16 protein-coding genes are annotated in these 16,293 nt (G+C 65.7%); 7 read left to right on the top strand and 9 right to left on the bottom strand.

The annotated features are described in order from the left end of the window. The first annotated feature begins 1 nt into the window (after position 1). Genes acs through CXQ91_RS11855 form a run of 4 tightly spaced genes read left to right on the top strand, consistent with a single transcriptional unit; the run spans position 2 to position 5,292 of the window. Positions 2 to 2,233 carry an acetate--CoA ligase gene (gene acs / locus CXQ91_RS11840; protein WP_258073946.1) on the top strand — a complete coding sequence of 744 codons (2,232 nt, stop codon included), beginning with the start codon at positions 2 to 4 and terminating at the stop codon, positions 2,231 to 2,233. A 10-nt stretch (positions 2,234 to 2,243) separates the two neighbouring features. Next, complete coding sequence (gene sfnG, locus CXQ91_RS11845; protein WP_104174096.1) at positions 2,244 to 3,452, top strand: dimethylsulfone monooxygenase SfnG; 1,209 nt, start codon at positions 2,244 to 2,246, stop codon at positions 3,450 to 3,452. After that, positions 3,452 to 4,798, top strand: a complete 1,347-nt coding sequence (locus CXQ91_RS11850) for an O-acetylhomoserine aminocarboxypropyltransferase/cysteine synthase family protein (protein ID WP_104174097.1) — start codon at positions 3,452 to 3,454, stop codon at positions 4,796 to 4,798. Before sfnG ends, CXQ91_RS11850 begins: the two co-directional genes overlap by 1 nt. Next, complete coding sequence (locus tag CXQ91_RS11855) at positions 4,798 to 5,292, top strand: CoA-binding protein (protein WP_104174098.1); 495 nt, start codon at positions 4,798 to 4,800, stop codon at positions 5,290 to 5,292. Before CXQ91_RS11850 ends, CXQ91_RS11855 begins: the two co-directional genes overlap by 1 nt. Positions 5,293 to 5,382: 90 nt before the next feature. Here CXQ91_RS11855 and CXQ91_RS11860 read toward each other — a convergent pair whose 3' ends face one another. The 4 genes from CXQ91_RS11860 to CXQ91_RS11875 form a co-directional block, all read right to left on the bottom strand. Beyond that, the gene (locus CXQ91_RS11860) at positions 5,383 to 6,177 is read right to left on the bottom strand and encodes a hypothetical protein (protein ID WP_104174099.1); all 795 of its coding nucleotides are present in this window, start codon (positions 6,175 to 6,177) and stop codon (positions 5,383 to 5,385) included. Next, entirely contained in the window at positions 6,174 to 6,728 is a 555-nt protein-coding gene (locus tag CXQ91_RS11865; protein ID WP_104174148.1) for an RNA polymerase sigma factor, read from the bottom strand. The genes CXQ91_RS11860 and CXQ91_RS11865 overlap by 4 nt, the downstream gene beginning before the upstream one ends. A gap of 364 nt (positions 6,729 to 7,092) precedes the next feature. Next, the gene (locus tag CXQ91_RS11870; RefSeq protein ID WP_146072329.1) at positions 7,093 to 7,602 is read right to left on the bottom strand and encodes a hypothetical protein; all 510 of its coding nucleotides are present in this window, start codon (positions 7,600 to 7,602) and stop codon (positions 7,093 to 7,095) included. Between the two features lie 304 nt (positions 7,603 to 7,906). After that, positions 7,907 to 8,368 (bottom strand): Hpt domain-containing protein, encoded by a 462-nt coding sequence (locus CXQ91_RS11875; protein ID WP_181038859.1) that lies wholly within the window; start codon positions 8,366 to 8,368, stop codon positions 7,907 to 7,909. A gap of 281 nt (positions 8,369 to 8,649) precedes the next feature. Here CXQ91_RS11875 and CXQ91_RS11880 point away from each other — a divergent pair, with 281 nt between their 5' ends. Next, positions 8,650 to 8,835: a hypothetical protein gene (locus CXQ91_RS11880; protein ID WP_104174102.1), complete on the top strand. Its 186-nt coding sequence runs from the start codon at positions 8,650 to 8,652 to the stop codon at positions 8,833 to 8,835. Between the two features lie 87 nt (positions 8,836 to 8,922). On the opposite strand, the gene CXQ91_RS11885 is transcribed toward CXQ91_RS11880, so the two are convergent. After that, on the bottom strand, positions 8,923 to 10,212 hold the full coding sequence (locus tag CXQ91_RS11885; protein ID WP_104174103.1) for an adenylosuccinate synthase: 1,290 nt from the start codon (positions 10,210 to 10,212) through the stop codon (positions 8,923 to 8,925). A 317-nt stretch (positions 10,213 to 10,529) separates the two neighbouring features. On the opposite strand from CXQ91_RS11885, the gene CXQ91_RS11890 reads away from it, so the two are divergent. Both CXQ91_RS11890 and CXQ91_RS11895 read left to right on the top strand, forming a co-directional pair. Continuing rightward, entirely contained in the window at positions 10,530 to 11,984 is a 1,455-nt protein-coding gene (locus tag CXQ91_RS11890) for a cytosine permease (protein ID WP_104174104.1), read from the top strand. A 207-nt stretch (positions 11,985 to 12,191) separates the two neighbouring features. Continuing rightward, positions 12,192 to 12,824, top strand: a complete 633-nt coding sequence (locus CXQ91_RS11895) for a uracil-DNA glycosylase (protein WP_104174105.1) — start codon at positions 12,192 to 12,194, stop codon at positions 12,822 to 12,824. A 67-nt stretch (positions 12,825 to 12,891) separates the two neighbouring features. Here the strand turns inward: CXQ91_RS11895 and CXQ91_RS11900 are convergent, their stop codons facing one another. From CXQ91_RS11900 to CXQ91_RS11915, 4 genes are all read right to left on the bottom strand, one after another. Continuing rightward, positions 12,892 to 13,323 (bottom strand): DUF3151 domain-containing protein, encoded by a 432-nt coding sequence (locus CXQ91_RS11900; RefSeq protein ID WP_104174106.1) that lies wholly within the window; start codon positions 13,321 to 13,323, stop codon positions 12,892 to 12,894. Next, positions 13,324 to 14,343: a class II fructose-bisphosphate aldolase gene (gene fbaA, locus CXQ91_RS11905; protein ID WP_104174107.1), complete on the bottom strand. Its 1,020-nt coding sequence runs from the start codon at positions 14,341 to 14,343 to the stop codon at positions 13,324 to 13,326. It lies immediately after the preceding gene. Between the two features lie 172 nt (positions 14,344 to 14,515). Continuing rightward, complete coding sequence (locus tag CXQ91_RS11910) at positions 14,516 to 15,190, bottom strand: TrmH family RNA methyltransferase (protein WP_374953654.1); 675 nt, start codon at positions 15,188 to 15,190, stop codon at positions 14,516 to 14,518. 45 nt (positions 15,191 to 15,235) lie between these two features. After that, entirely contained in the window at positions 15,236 to 16,174 is a 939-nt protein-coding gene (locus tag CXQ91_RS11915; RefSeq protein ID WP_104174108.1) for a hypothetical protein, read from the bottom strand. Positions 16,175 to 16,293 lie beyond the last annotated feature (119 nt).

Raw genomic sequence — 16,293 nt, forward strand, 5'->3', positions numbered from 1 at the left:
AATGACCCCAGAGAATACTTCTGCCCTGCCCACTTTTGCCCGGATTCCGTCCGAGGCAACCCCACAAACCACTTCGGACGCGACGGCGAACGAAGCAGGGCTGCGTGACGCGCCCGGCTCCTCTCGCGGCTCTTCGGGATGGTCCCTGACTGAGCCCACGGACGGCGCTGTGCACGGCGTCCCCACCGACGGACCGGCGCGTCACCGCGGCACCACCTCCCAGCCCGGCACCTCCCAGCCCGGCACTGCAGCCAAGCCGGCAACGGCTGTGGCCGACACGGTTGCCTTCTGGGAAGAACAGGCCCTCCGCCTCGACTGGGCGGCGCCCGCCGAAGGGCCCACGGAAGGAACGACGGACGGCAAGCCATGGCACACCGCCCACCGGCGCGTCCCGGCAGACCTGGATGCCGGAACGGGCCCGGACATCACCTGGTTCGAGGGCGGCAAGCTCAATGTTGCCTACAACTGCGTGGACCGCCATGTTGCCGCCGGCCGCGGTGACAAGGTGGCACTCCATTTCGAGGGCGAGCCGGGCGACCGCCGTGCCGTCACGTACGCGGAGCTGCAGCGGGAAGTGTCCAAGGCCGCGAATGCCCTCCTGGGCCTGGGCATCACCAAGGGCGACCGCGTGGTCATCTACCTCCCGGTCATCCCCGAAACCGTCATCATCACCCTTGCCGTTGCCCGCATCGGCGCCATCCACTCCCTCGTGTTCGGCGGCTTCTCCGCCGAAGCGCTGAAGTTCCGGGTGGAGGACACCGGCGCCAAGCTCCTGGTCACGACGGACGGCCAGTTCCGCCGCGGTGTGGCCGTGCCGGTCAAGGACAACGCCGACGCCGCGGTTGCCGGGGACAACGCGATCGAGCACGTCCTCGTGGTCAACCGCACCACCCCCGAAGACCGGCTGGCCGACGTCCCCATGACGGAAGGCCGCGACGTGTGGTGGCACGACGCCGTCGGGCAGGCCTCCGATCTCCACGAAGCCGTTGCGTTCGATGCCGAAACTCCCCTGTTCATCATGTACACCTCCGGGACCACTGGTAAGCCCAAGGGCCTGGTCCACACCTCAGGCGGCTACCTCACGCAGGCGTCCTGGAGTTTCGAGCACCTGTTTAGCAACCCCGACCCCGAGCTCCGGGACCGGGATGTGCACTGGTGCACCGCCGACTTGGCCTGGGTCACCGCCCACACCTACGAAATCTACGGCCCGCTGTCCAACGGCGTGACGCAGGTAATCTTCGAAGGCACGCCGAACACCCCGCATCCGGGCCGGCACTTCGAGATCATCGAACGCTATGGCGTCACCCAGTACTACACGGCGCCCACGCTGGTCCGCTCGCTCATGGGCTGGTTCCCCGACGGCGTTCCCGGCACCTACGATCTCTCCTCCATCCGGATGCTCGGCACGGTGGGCGAAGCCGTCAATCCGGAGGCCTGGCGCTGGCTGCGGCAGAACGTCGGCGCCGGCACCGCACCCGTGGTGGACACCTGGTGGCAGTCCGAGACCGGCGCCACCATCCTCTCCCCCGCCCCGACGGACACCGAGTTCAAGCCCGGCTGCGCGGCCCGCCCGCTGCCCGGCGTCAGCACCCGGATCGTGGACGGCGCCGGCAATACCGTTCCGCCGGGCGTCCAGGGCTTCATCGTGGTGGACACCCCGGGGCCGGCGATTGCCCGCACTATCTGGGGCAACCCGCAGCGCTACTTCGATTCGTACTGGCGCAAGTACGCCGCCCAGGGCTGGTTCCTCGCCGGGGACGGCGCCAAATACGACGACGACGGCGACATCTGGATCCTCGGGCGGGTGGATGACACCCTCAACGTCTCCGGCCACCTGCTCTCCACCATCGAAATCGAATCGGCCCTCGTCTCCCACCCGAGCGTCGTTGAGGCCGGCGTCTGTCCGGTCGCGGACCCCAAGACCGGCCACGCCATCGTCGCCTTCGTGGTGCTGAAAGGCGGGGTTTCCGGCGAAGTGGCCGCCGAACTCCGCAACCACGTCGCGAAGGAGATCGGGCCGATCGCCAAGCCGCGCGACGTCGTCGTGGTCCCCGACGTGCCGAAGACGCGCAGCGGCAAGATCATGCGCCGGCTCCTCACCCAGCTTTTCGAGGGAACCACCCTCGGCGACACAACATCGCTCCAGAACGAACCGGCGATCGCCGGAATCCAGGAAGCCCTGGATTCCTACGCCGCCGCCGTCCCGGCGCCTCCCCTCTACGGACAGAAGTAAAGGAACAATCATGAACGACATCAGCAACGTTGCCCGTCTTTCCGAGCCGCTCAAGTTCGCCTACTGGGTGCCGAACGTTTCCGGCGGCCTGGTGGTCTCCACCATCGAACAGCGCACCGGCTGGGACTTCGACTACAACAAGAAGCTGGCCCGGATCGCCGAAAACTCCGGCTTCGAATACGCCCTGACGCAGACCCGCTACGCAGCCTCCTACGGTGCGGACAAGCAGCACGAGGCCACGTCCTTCAGCCTCGCGCTGCTGGCGGCCACGGAACGGCTCAAGGTCATCTCCGCCGTCCACCCCGGCATGTGGCACCCCGGCGTGCTCGCCAAGTTCATCATCACCGCGGACCACATCTCCAGCGGCCGCGCCGCCGTGAACATCGTCTCCGGCTGGCTCAAGAACGAGTTCACCAACTTTGGCCTCGAGTGGCTGGAGCATGACGAACGCTACGTCCGCACCGAGGAATTCATCAAGGTCCTGCGCGGCCTCTGGACTGAGCAGGAATACAGCCAGTCCGGCAAGTACTACAACATCATCGACTTCACCCTGAACCCGGCCCCGGTGGATATTCCCGGCCGCGCGCACCCGGAAATCTTCTTCGGCGGCAACTCCACCGCAGCCCAGGCGACGGCCGGCCGCGTGGCCGACTGGTACTTCTCCAACGGCAAGGACCTGGAGGGCTTCAAAGAGAACATTGCCGGAGTGGTCGCCGCTTCGGGTGAGACGCAGCGCGGCACCGACGTCGGCCTGCCGGCACCCCGTTTCGGCCTCAACGGCTTCGTCATCGCCCGCGATTCCGAGAAGGAAGCCCGCGACACCCTCCGCGAAATCGTGGAGAAGGCACACAAGCCCGCAGTCCAGGGGTTCCGCGACGCCGTCCAGGAAGCCGGCGCGTCCACCAAGGACGGCAAGGGCATGTGGGCCGACTCGAGCTTCGAGGACCTGGTCCAGTACAACGACGGCTTCAAGACCCAGCTGATCGGCACGCCGGAACAGATCGCGGAACGGATCGTGGAATACAAGAAGATCGGCGTGAACCTGTTCCTCACCGGCTACCTGCACTTCCAGGAGGAAGTGGCTGCATTCGGCCAGGACATCCTGCCGATCGTCCGCGAACTCGAAGCCGACCTCGCCCGGAAGAACGGCGCGGAATTTGACCTGTCCCAGGCGCCGGTGGCCAATGTCAGCTCAACCACCGGGCTGGTGAACGCGTAATGGCTGACCGCAAGTTCGGTTTCCGCACCCGCGCCCTGCACGCCGGCGGCACCCCCGACGCCGAGCACGGCGCCCGTGCCGTGCCCATTTACCAGACCACGTCCTTCGTCTTCAAGGACACCCAGGACGCTGCCAACCTCTTCGCGCTGCAGAAGTACGGCAACATCTACTCGCGCATCGGCAACCCCACCGTGGCGGCGTTTGAGGAGCGCATTGCGTCCCTCGAGGGCGGCATCGGTGCGGTCGCGACGTCGTCGGGCATGGCCGCGGAGTTCATCACTTTTGCCGCCCTCACCCAGGCCGGCGACCACATCGTGGCAGCCTCCCAGCTGTACGGCGGAACGGTCACCCAACTCGATGTCACGCTGCGCCGTTTCGGCGTGGACACCACGTTCGTTCCCGGCACCGACCCCGCGGACTACGCGGCCGCCGTCCGGGAGAACACCAAAGCGATCTTCGTTGAGGTGGTGGCCAACCCGTCGTCGGAGGTCCAGGACCTTGAGGGCCTGGCGAAGGTAGCGAACGACGCAGGCATCCCGCTCGTCGTTGACGCCACCTTGAGCACGCCGTACCTCGTGCGGCCGATCGAGCACGGCGCGGACATCGTGATCCATTCCGCCACCAAGTTCCTCGGCGGCCACGGCACCACGCTGGGCGGCGTGATCGTGGAGAGCGGCCGGTTCAACTGGGGCAACGGCAAGTTCCCCACCATGACCGAACCCGTGGCCTCCTACGGCAACGTCTCGTGGTGGGGCAACTTCGGCGAGTACGGATTCCTGACCAAGCTGCGCTGCGAGCAGCTGCGTGACATCGGTCCGGCACTGTCACCGCAGTCCGCATTCCAGCTGTTGCAAGGGGTCGAAACCCTTCCGCAGCGCCTGGACGAGCACCTGAAGAATGCCCAGGCCGTGGCGGAATGGCTCGAGGCCGACGAACGCGTCGCCTACGTGAACTTCTCCGGCCTGCCGTCCCACCCGCACTTTGAGCGGGCGAAGAAGTACCTGCCCCTGGGGCCGGGTTCGGTGTTCTCCTTCGGCGTCAAGGGCGGCCGCACCGCCGGGCAGAAATTCATCGAGTCGCTGCAGCTGGCCTCGCACCTGGCCAACGTTGGTGACTCACGCACCCTGGTGATCCACCCCGGCTCCACGACCCACCAGCAGCTGAGCCCGGCCCAGCTGGAATCCGCCGGCGTCCCTGAGGACCTGGTCCGGATCTCGATCGGGCTCGAGGACATCGAGGACATTCTCTGGGACCTGGACCAGGCCCTGGACGCGGCGCAGAAGGCCACGGCCGACGACGCCTTCCTCGACGAACCGGCCGACACCTGCACGATTGGAGCGAACTGATGACTGTGGACGACCGCACCTGGGAAGGCCCCTCAGCACCGGATCGCCTGAACCTGCTCCGGCAGGCGAAGTCCATTGCCATAGTGGGTGCCTCGGACAAGCCTTCGCGGGCCAGCTACTTCGTGGCCACCTATCTGCAGTCCTCCACGCGGTACAAGGTGTACTTCGTGAACCCCGTTGTGAAGGAGATCCTTGGCCAGCCGACCTACGCCTCATTGGCCGACCTTCCCGAAAGCCCGGACATCGTGGATGTGTTCCGCAAGCACGACGATCTCCCGGGCGTCCTGGACGAGGCCATCGCAGCCCGTGCCAAGACCCTTTGGCTGCAGCTGGGTTCCTGGCACGAGGAAGTGGCCGCGGATGCTGAAACGGCCGGGCTCAACGTGGTGATGGACCGGTGCGTCAAGATCGAGCACGCCCGGTTCCACGGCGGACTGCACCTTGCCGGCTTCGACACCGGGGTTATTTCTTCAAAGCGCCAGGTCCTGGCCTGATGACGCCAGTTGGCGCGAGCCCAAGTGACTCGCAGTTAACGTCGCGAAAATCGCTTTTGGGGACGTTAACTGCCAGCTAGTTGGGTACGGCTACCGGCGGAACTTCCCCAGCCAGCTGCTGACGGAATCAAGGGCGGAATCCACCGTGGAATCGACCGCGGCTTCCACGGTCGAACCAATCTTCACACCATCGGGCGTGATTGCGGCGCCCTGCTCATAGGCCTGGTCCGGGGCACGTCCAGTCATGGCTTGACCGGACGCGGCCTTGCCCGGGGTGGCCTTACCGTGGTTGGCCTGTCCGGGCTTTCCGTTGGCGCCAGGACCTTGGCCTTCGCCGACCGGGGACTGGCCCCTATCGCCGTCGGACGCGGCCGGTGGCGCGGGCTCGACTGCCGTGGCATCGGCCCCAGCGGCCTGCGCGGCCGGCTCAGCTGCCGCGTGCACTGCTGCAGGGTGGGCCCGGTCAGTCTGCAGGAAGAGCGGAGAAACCCACGTGATCCGTCCGCCCCGGTCAGCAGCCACCGGCGCCAGGGGAAGGGTCCAGCCGGGCGTCCAGTCGGTGGTGAGCTCTTGCACGGACCACGGCCCGGCGCCGTCTCCGGACACCTGGCTCGTGGCGGCAACACCGCTGACGCCAAGGCCCATGCCGGCCAGGACTGCGAGCCCCACCACAGCGGGACGGTGCTTGCGCAGCCAGCGCTGCCGGGTAATCTCATCCCGCGGGCCGGCCAGCATCAGCGCGAGCTCGGGCCCCGGAACGGGTGCATGCATCTCGGCCAGCGAGGCAATGGACAGGAGGGCGGCCCTGAGGTCGGGCACGCCCGTGTGGCCTGCATCGAGCAGAAGCTGGTCGACGGTCCCAGAAAAATCATCCCTGGTAGTCATGGCGCCACGTAGTCCTTTACGGCCGAATGTTCACGGAGTCTGTCCAAAGCACGTCGCTGAAGCTGTTTGACGGCTCCGGCGCTTTTCCCCATAATTTCGGCCACCTGTTCCACCGTAAGATCCGCAATGATCCGCAGGGTCAGCACTTCCTTCTGGTCCTCCCCCAGCACCTCCAGCAGCGCCAGCACTTCCCCGGGCGCTACCCGCAGCATGGCCGCGGCTTCGGCCGATGAGGATTCCCGCCGGTCAAGTTCAGGTTCGAAAGGTTGTTTCGCGGGGGTCCGGCTTTGCCTACGGTGATCGTCAACCATCCGCGCGTGCGCCACCGAAAACAGGAAGGTCCGAAGTCCGTTGGCACCGCCGCTGATTGAATCGATGCGGGGCAGAACCGCCAGGAAAACATCCTGCATGGTGGCCTCCGGGTCCTCGACACCACGTGCGGTCAGGTATCCCAGTACCTGCGACGCATAGCTCCGGTAGACCAGGTTGAACAACTCGCCATCGCGGCCCTTGAGGGCATGCAATGAATCGTCGGTCAGTGCGTCTGTCACGGACGTGTGGCTTTCGTTCAAGGAGATGGCTACATCATTGTATGGCCATCAAGTGGCGGCGCGGGTGGTATCCCGCCCAACAACTTTACCCCGGGTAACCAAGATGAAAGACCGGCAGAAACCGTGCACTCCTGTACCGGCTTCCTGCTGAACCGGCTTCGGACAAAAAGGGGCCGGGCCGGAAACCTGATGGGGGACAGTTCCGGCCCGGCTCTCTTTTTGCAGTCAAACGCCGGATTCGAACCTGATGGGGGACAACTTCGAACCCGGCGCTTTCATAGTGGTAATCGTCACGGCACCGCCGTGGGTTACGCGAAATCCAAAAAACTTCAAAAAAGGTTCCAGCCACCGATTCCGGACCGGGTCAGAAGTGGGAGAGCCGTTGGCGGAGCCAAAGGATAACGGCCTCACCCTGCCTGCGTTGAAAGGACCGGATGGTAGGCAGCCCTGGCGGAGGAGGCTGCCTCCCGGCGTCGGTGAAGTACGCACCCAGGCCCGACAACACCCGATTAATGCCGTCTGCCGTGGCCGGGGCAAATACCTGGTGGGACCGCAGAACGGACTCCACATCGAACCCGGGATCGTAGACCCGAACGTTGAGCAGGGCTGTGAGCCCGCCTTCGGCGAGCTGTCCCAAAGCCTCGAGGTTCGTCAGGATCCACGGGTCGCAGCCTTCGGGTGGGTCCGAGCCGATCCGCTTCCAGCCTTCGAACGCGTCGGCCAGTTCGTGCTCCAGTGGCGGTAGGTGGCCCAGGGCAGGAGGGACGGGTGTCCGCGAGAGTTCGAGCAGTGTGTCCAACACACTTGTCAGTTCCGCTGTACGCCAGGGCAGGTGCGGGCGGCGGCCCTCCACATCGCTGAGGATGAGGGCCACCCACTCACCGTCGTCGAAGGTGCCGATCAACGACGGCGCGGGGACGCCGGCGGGCAGCCGAAACCGTCAGGATCCTGTCGGCTGTGCCCGGAGAAAATCCTCCCTGCTGACCCGTTGCCTGGGCAACCGTCGAACCCAGTATCTGCTCGATTCCCGACTGCACGTGGCCCGGCAAATCGGCCCAGCTGATGCGGGGACTCCACTCCGACTGCATGAACCCATTATTGCCCGCCCAGCGGCAGCTGCCGCACGCCTTCGGGAGGGCCTTAGCAGTGGTGATGCCGGGCGCCAGCCGGCGTCTGCGTTAGGCGCCCGTCAATAAACGGGACAGCGCCGAAGCCAGCTCCGAAGCGTCGGGCCCGAGGCGCCGGCCCGTCTCGCGGGCCCGGTCCATCCGTCCGATGCGCAGATCCGCATCCACGAGCCAGGCAACCAGTTCGAGCCGGGCTGCCCCGGCCATCGCGGCCGACGACGCAAGGCTTTGGGCGGCGGCACTGGCCGCCTCATGGTCCCCGCTGTCCAAGGCGCTGATGACGTTATTGACCCTGGACGGGAGCAGTACCAGGAAAAGGTCCAGGAATTCGAGAAGCCGGCTCTGGGAATGCACTCCCCCGGCCAGCTCCTGCACGCGCGAGCGGTCAAGGACCGGTTCCCGATTGATGCGGGCACGGTAACGGCGCGGGCCGTGTTCCTGCCTCGCGTGCCGGTCCGGCGACTCTGGCGCTGACCCGGTTTTCGCTTTGTCTGACTTCAAGCTGAGACCCATGATGTCCACCTCTTCCTTGGCGGTCCGGTGAGTTACCTTCGAGGGTTCCCGTTCCCCGCGAAGCGCCGGTGAGTCCAACATAGGAAGAGCGGCCGGCCCGGTCACGAGTGACCGGTACCCGTCATCGCAGCTGCGGCCACCTGCATGCGCGCTCCGCTACGCATCGTCCGCCCCCGCCTTGGGCTGACCGCCCCGAGCCCGGCACCCTGGGAGGTTCCGATCCTGTAACGCTCCGCCGGGAGGGGTTCCGTGGGCCGGGCGGCGGATGTCACGATACGGGCATGAGCGAGGAAGTGATGGCCGTATCTGCCGCCGGTGCGGCAGCGGCCCCGAAACATGTGACACGACTGGTCAGCACCGGGTCGGCAGCGACCCGCGCCATGGGAGAGCAGGCCCGCCGACGCCGGGACGCCGAAGCGAAACTGCAGCAGCATCTGCTCCAATTGCGCGACAAACAGGCCGAATAGCCGGCATACACGACGGCGGCGGGCCACCTTTCCAGGTGACCCGCCGCCGTCGGACGTCAGTTGCTTTTCAGTCTGACGATGTCAGGTTTAGTCCAGAATCAGATCGTTGACCACGATGGTCTGGTCGCGGTCCGGGCCGACGCCGATGGCCGAGAAGCGGGTGCCGGACAGCTTCTCGAGTGCCAGCACGTAATTGCGGGCGTTCTCCGGGAGGTCCTCCAGGGTGCGTGCCGCGGTGATGTCCTCGGTCCAGCCTTCGAAGTACTCGAAGATCGGCTTGGCGTGGTGGAACTCGGTCTGCGTCATCGGCATTTCGTCGTGCCGGACGCCGTCGACGTCGTAGGCCACGCAGACCGGGATCTGCTCGATGCCGGTGAGCACGTCCAGCTTGGTGACGAAGTAGTCCGTGAAGCCGTTGACGCGGGAGGCGTGGCGGGCCAGGACGGCGTCGTACCAGCCGCAGCGGCGCGGACGGCCGGTGTTGACACCGAATTCGCCGCCGGTCTTCTGCAGGTACATACCCATTTCATCGAACAGTTCCGTGGGGAACGGGCCGGCGCCAACACGGGTGGTGTACGCCTTGATGATGCCGATGGAACGCGAGATCCGGGTGGGGCCGATGCCTGAGCCCACCGAGGCGCCGCCGGCGGTCGGGTTGGAGGACGTGACGAACGGGTACGTCCCGTGGTCCACGTCCAGGAACGTGGCCTGGCCGCCTTCCATCAGCACAACCTTGCCCTCGTCCAGGGCCTTGTTCAGCACCAGCGTGCTGTCGATGACCAGCGGGCGCAGTCGCTCGGCGAAGGACAGGAAGTAGTCCACGATCTCGTCCACCTCGATGTCCCGGCGGTTGTAGACCTTCACCAGGAGCTCGTTCTTCTGGCGGAGCGATCCCTCAACCTTCTGGCGGAGGATGGAGGCGTCAAAAACGTCCTGCACGCGGATACCGAGGCGGGCCACCTTGTCCATATAGGCAGGGCCGATGCCGCGGCCGGTGGTGCCTATGGCGCGGCTGCCCAGGAACCGCTCAGTGACCTTGTCCAGGACCTGGTGGTAGGGCGCAACCAAGTGGGCGTTGGCCGAAACGCGCAGTTTGGAGGTGTCCGCGCCACGGGCTTCCAGGCCGTCGATCTCCTGGAACAGGGCCTCGAGGTTCACCACACAGCCGTTGCCGATGATCGGAACTGCGTTGGGGCTCAGGATGCCGGCAGGAAGGAGCTTGAGCTCATACTTCTCACCGCCTACGACGACGGTGTGCCCGGCGTTGTTGCCGCCGTTCGGCTTCACCACGTAGTCAACGCGGCCACCAAGCAGGTCAGTGGCTTTACCTTTGCCTTCGTCGCCCCATTGGGCTCCGACGATCACGATTGCTGGCATGGGATCCTCCCCCATTCGTTCGGGCCGGACCGCAGCCGGTTCACCTAGGTGACCCGCCAAGGGACAGCGCCGTTCATGAGAATGCCCCGAATTCCACTGCCGTGCCTGCGCGGCCACCAGGCCGACAGTCACAGCGCAAGAGTTCCGGGGCTCTTACCACCCAAGTTTAGCCGATATGGGGCCGGACCACGGTGCCGGCCAATTCCGGACGACACGCCGGGCTGTCTGGTATTTGCGACATTGGCCGCCGCATCGCCGTTGTTATGCGGCCCGCGACCCTGTGACATGGAACATAACAGCCAGCACGAGGAGTAACCATGGCAGCAGGAAGCACTACGGTCGAGGCCCGGTCAATCGAAATGATCCCGCCCCGCGAGCGGCACGGCCACCCAAGGGGGCAGTTCACGCTCTGGTTCGGGGCGAACGCGCAGATCACCGCAATCGTTGACGGCGCCCTCGCGGTCGTATTCGGGGCGGACGCGTTCTGGGCCATCATCGGCCTCCTGCTGGGCAACGTCGTCGGCGGCGCAGTCATGGCGCTGCACTCCGCCCAGGGGCCGAAACTGGGGCTTCCGCAGATGATCTCCAGCCGGGCCCAGTTCGGTGTCTACGGAGCCGTGATTCCGCTCGTCCTGGTGATCCTGATGTACATCGGCTTCGCGTCCACCGGCACGGTGCTGTCCGGACAGGCGATCAACCTCATGCTGGGCGTGGATGCCCCGGCTGTGGGCATCCTGATCTTTGGCGCCGCCACCGCGTTCCTGGCAATCCTGGGCTACAAGTACATCCACGCCCTTGGCCGCATCGCCACAGTGGTGGGCCTGGCCGGCTTCCTGTACCTGACGGTTGCCGTGTTCACCAGGTTCGACGTGGGCCAGATCATGTTCCTGAAGGGCTTCGAGTGGCCCACCTTCCTCACCGCGATAGCCCTGGGCGCAGGATGGCAGCTCACCTTCGGCCCCTACGTCGCCGACTATTCGCGTTACCTGCCCCAGTCCACGTCAGAGCGCAAGACCTTCTGGTACACGTTCGCCGGCTCGGTGGGCGGCGCCCAGTGGGCAATGACGCTGGGCGCCCTCGCGGGCGGGCTCTCCGCTGCGGGCATGGGCGGCGATTTCCTCAAGAACCAGGTGGGCTACATGGGTGACCTGGCCGGTGGAGGGCTGATCGCGATCTTCATCTACCTCATGATCGTCACGGGCAAACTCACCGTCAACTGCCTCAACGCCTACGGTGCGTTCATGTGCTCAGTGACCATCAGCACGGCCATCAACCGGCGGGACTCGGTCTCACGGGCAGCCCGGATCGTCTTCATCATCGCCGTCATCACGGCCAGTGTGCTGATAGCGCTCTTCGCCAGCAAGGACTTTTTGAACGTCTTCAAGAACTTCGTCCTGCTGCTGCTGATGGTGTTCACGCCGTGGTCCGTCATCAATCTCGTGGACTACTACAAGATCTCCCGCGACCGGCTGGACATCCCGGCCCTGTACAACCCGGACGGCCGCTACGGCCGGTGGAATGTCCCGGCCCTGGCCTCCTACGGGATTGGTGTCCTGGTCCAGGTGCCGTTCCTCGCCCAGGCGCTCTACACGGGGCCGGTCACCAAGTGGCTGGGAGGCGCGGACATTTCCTGGATCGTGGGCATCCTCGTCACCATGGCGGTCTACTACCCGTGGGCCAAAGCCACGAACCGTGCGCCGGCCGAGACGATCTACCCCGCAGCCGCATCGGGGAGCGTGGCGAAAGACACCGCTCCGGCAGTGACCGGCTGACCGGCAACAAGGTCCCGGGGGCTGCGGGAGCCTCCGGGACCGGTTCCGGGTCCCACATTTCGCAGGGCTTGATAGACTGATAAGGATCGATCAGGAATCGGTCCACTCACCACATTTTCAACCACACCGTACCTAGGCGTGCCGGTATTTGGCATGCCCGCGTCAGGCGTGGCAGCGTCACCGATCCCGCAGGAGACACAGCAATACATGACAGCCTTGGCTACTGAATCTTTCCGCGAGCAGCTTCTGAGCCGCCGTTACGAACCCAACGTCGCAGCTGTCAATGAGCTGTGCGACACCTTCCAGAGCGTCAAGCCGGACACCGTGGTCCCTTACGTCGACCCGATGCACGACGTCGACGAGTGCCGCATCATCAGTCTGTACTCCAACATCGGCACCGCCGATGAATCCGGCTTCATCACCGCCGGCGACAACGAAGCGGCCACCCGCATGCTCGGCGTGCAGTGGAAGCTGGGCCTCCGCCCCGAATTCGTCATGCCGTGGAACGTCCACCCGTGGCACACCCCCGGCGAGCCGAACGGCAAGTTCACCCCGGACCAGATTTCCGCCGGCCTCAAGCCGCTCCTGAAGTTCCTTGCACTGGTCCCCCGCGCGTCCGTGATCGTGGCCCACGGCACCGAGGCCAACCGACTGGCCCAGCTGCTCCTCAAGACCGAAGTGCCCCTGCTGTGGCGCCGAGGCCTGAAGACCTACAAGGTCCGCTCGCTCAGCGGCCGCGCCTTCGCCGGAACCGAAGCCCGCCAGCAGCAGTACCTCGACGAGATGCACGTTGCCTACCTGGACGCGATGGCCCGCACCGGCCTCACCAAGGCGAACTAAATAGACTGACCCACGTACGACGGCGGCCCCCCACCTTTCCAGGTGAGGGGCCGCCGTCGTAGTTAATTCAGTTGAGGTTTTCGCCTTCGATGGCCGCCTTGGCGGAAGGATCGGAGTCATTGAGGAACTTCTCAATGCGTTCCGGTTCCTCTGCCTCGCCGATGGCCGAGGACGCGCGGCCCAGGGAGTACAGGGCACGCAGGAAGCCGCGGTTGGGTTCGTGTTCCCACGGGATGGGTCCCACCCCGCGCCAGCCGTTGCGCCGCAGTGAATCGAGGCCGCGGTGGTAGCCGACGCGGGCGTAGGCGTAGGACTCGATGGTCCGGCCCTCTGCCCAGGCTTCCTCGGCGAGTACAGCCCACAGCAGCGACGAAGTGGGGTGCTTTTCCACCAGGTCCAGGGCTTCCTGGCCGGCATCCAGCTGCGCATAGACCTCAGTCTCGGCCGGCAGGAGCGTGGGCTCGGGACCCATCAGGTTCCTGCGGAACTCGTCGGACATCTAGAAGGTCTTTCCGGCCGAGCCAAGCTGCTTCGTGGCTTCAACAACGCGGGCTGCCAGGCCGGCTTCGGCCGAGGCGCCCCAGACGCGGGGATCGTAAGTCTTCTTGTTGCCCACCTCGCCGTCAACCTTCAGCACGCCGTCGTAGTTCTTGAACATGTGGTCGGCCACCGGACGCGTGTAGGCGTACTGGGTGTCGGTGTCGATGTTCATCTTGATGGTGCCGTAGGAAACGGCGTCGGCGATTTCCTGGTCGGAGGAGCCGGAGCCGCCGTGGAACACGAGGTCGAACGGGTTTTCCTTGCCGATCTTGGCACCGACCTGGGCCTGGATGTCCTTCAGGATCTCCGGGCGCAGCTTCACGCCGCCCGGCTTGTACACGCCGTGCACGTTGCCGAAGGTCAGGGCAGTGATGTAGCGGCCGTTCTCGCCGGCACCCAGGGCTTCGATGGTTGCGAGGGCGTCTTCCACCGTGGTGTAGAGCTTCTCGTTGATCTCGTTTTCGACGCCGTCTTCCTCGCCGCCGACGGTGCCGATCTCGACCTCAAGGATCATTTTTGCAGCAGCAGTGCGCTCCAGGAGTTCCCGGGCGATGCGCAGGTTTTCCTGCAGGGTCTCGGCGGAGCCGTCCCACATGTGCGAGTTGAACAGCGGGTTGCGTCCGGCCTTGACCTCGGCTTCGGAGGCTGCCAGCAGCGGCAGGACAAAGCCGTCCAGCTTGTCCTTGGGGCAGTGGTCGGTGTGCAGGGCGATGTTGACGCCGTAGTTCTTGGCCACTTCGCGGGCGAAGGCGGCGAAGCCCAGGGAGCCGGCAACCATGTCCTTGGTGGAGGCGCCGGACCAGTAGGCCGCACCGCCGGTGGAAACCTGGATGATGCCGTCGGACTCGGCGTCGGCAAAACCACGGAGCGCAGCGTTCAGGGTCTGCGACGACGTGACGTTGACTGCGGGGAATGCGAAGCCGCCCGCCTTGGCGCGGTCGATCATCTCGGAGTAGATCTCTGGGGTTGCAATGGGCATGCTGACTCCTAAAGTGAATTTCGTCTACGGGCTGTGTTGACCCTGGAGTGAACCTCGTCGGCTAGCACCCATCCTAGTCATTTCTGCGCAGGGACAGTGTTTCGGGTCACGGGGACGGGTAACACTTTGCACTGCGCCCGCCCGGATGGCAGGCCGCGGCGACGGTGCCGAACTAGACGTGCTGGCTGAAGACGTGCCGGCGGATCCACGCGTGCATGGCAATGGCCGCCGCGGACGCCGCATTGATGGAGCGGGTGGAGCCGAACTGTTCGATCGAGAGGGTGTCCCGGGCCGCCTCATGGACTTCCGGGGTCAGGCCCGGACCTTCCTGGCCGAACACCAGGACGCAGTTCTTCGGGAGCTCGTAGGTTTCCAGCGGCACGGAGTCGGGGAAGATGTCGATGCCGATGATCGCCAGCCCCTCCCCCTGCGCCCACGCGACGAAATCCTCCACGGTGGGGTGGTGGCGGACGTGCTGGTAGCGGTCGGTGACCATGGCGCCGCGGCGGTTCCAGCGGCGCCGTCCGATGATGTGCACTTCCTTGGCCAGGAACGCGTTGGCGGTCCGCACCACGGTGCCGATGTTCATGTCGTGCTGCCAGTTCTCGATCGCTATGTGGAACTCGTGGCGCTTCGAATCCAGGTCGGCCACGATGGCCTCGTGCTTCCAGTAGCGGTACTTGTCCACCACGTTGCGGCGGTCCCCGTCGGCCAGGAGGTCAGGGTCCCAGTGGCCGCCCTGGGGAAGCTCACCTTCCCAGGGCCCGACGCCGACCTCCGCCTTGGGCTCCGGTTCCTCCTCGGGCGGGGGAACGGGCAGGGCTGGGGTCTGGGGGTGGTCAGTCACCCCTCAACTCTAGCCGCGCCCGTCCCGGGACGGACGCGGGCGGAACTAGCCGTCCAGCTTCCAGCGGTTGGCCCGGTAGGAGTTCGCGACCTTCTCCAACGCTTCCGGATTGGCGCTCCAGTAGCTCTCGTGTCCGCTGACGCCCATCATCTGCGGCGTGCCCCACGGGGTCACGCTGAACAGGTTGACGGCCCGGATGGCGTCGTCGCCGGCGTTGGTGCACGTGAACCCGACCACGACGGCCGCTGCACGGCGGAACTCCCGGATTTCCGGCGCCGACGACTCAAAATTGGAGACGCATTTGTGGCCCACGAGGTGCTGCGGCAGTTCAGCGGCGGGGATGGCCTTGAGCTTCGCCTCGATGTCCTTGATGGCTGCCTGGACCTTTGCCGGCTCCTTGCCGAACTTGCCCTCCTCAGCTTCAGCGAAGAAGGAGAAGGCCGTGGAAATGCCGTCACCGTCGCGCTCATCGGTGCCCCTGGCGACTTGCTGCATGGGGGCGCCGGTGGCCGGGTCCGTGGTGATCCCGAAGGTTTCGTCGCTGCTCCACGCAGCCAGGTACGAGAAGGAGGATTCGCCGGTGACAAAGCGCTTGAAGAGCGGGTCGTCGGCTGCCGGAATGTTGGCGGGGCCCTGAAGTTCGTCCCATCCCTGGGGAAGGGGGAAAGCACCGGCCGGCATGTCGTCCGAGGAGGCACCCTCCGACGGCGCGGCGGATCCCTCGGGGGCGGCGCCCTCCTCCGCCGCTTCCGAAGCTGCGGCTTCAGAGGACGGCGCCACCGGCACAGGGTTGTCCTCGGCCTGCGGTTTGCTGAACGCCGGAATGACCCAAACGAACACGGCGACCAGCGCAATGATCACGGCAGCGGCGACGGCGCCCAGCACAATAATCAGGTTCTTGTTGTTGCGCGGCTGCTGTGGCGGCTGGGGCACGGAATTCTGTGCCGGGTAGGGCTGCGGCGGTGCGCCGTAGTTGTTGCTCATTTGCGGGCCCTTTCAGGTGCTTGCTGGCATCCTGCGGTTCCCGGGATGCCAGGTGATGTCCGGCGGCGGGGACCTGCCGGCGCGGGCCGGCACAACAAACCACCGCAGACATCCCCCGA

Origin of the sequence: Arthrobacter sp. Y81 (genome assembly GCF_002929335.1) — a bacterium.
In the GTDB taxonomy this organism is placed as follows: Bacteria; Actinomycetota; Actinomycetes; order Actinomycetales; family Micrococcaceae; genus Arthrobacter.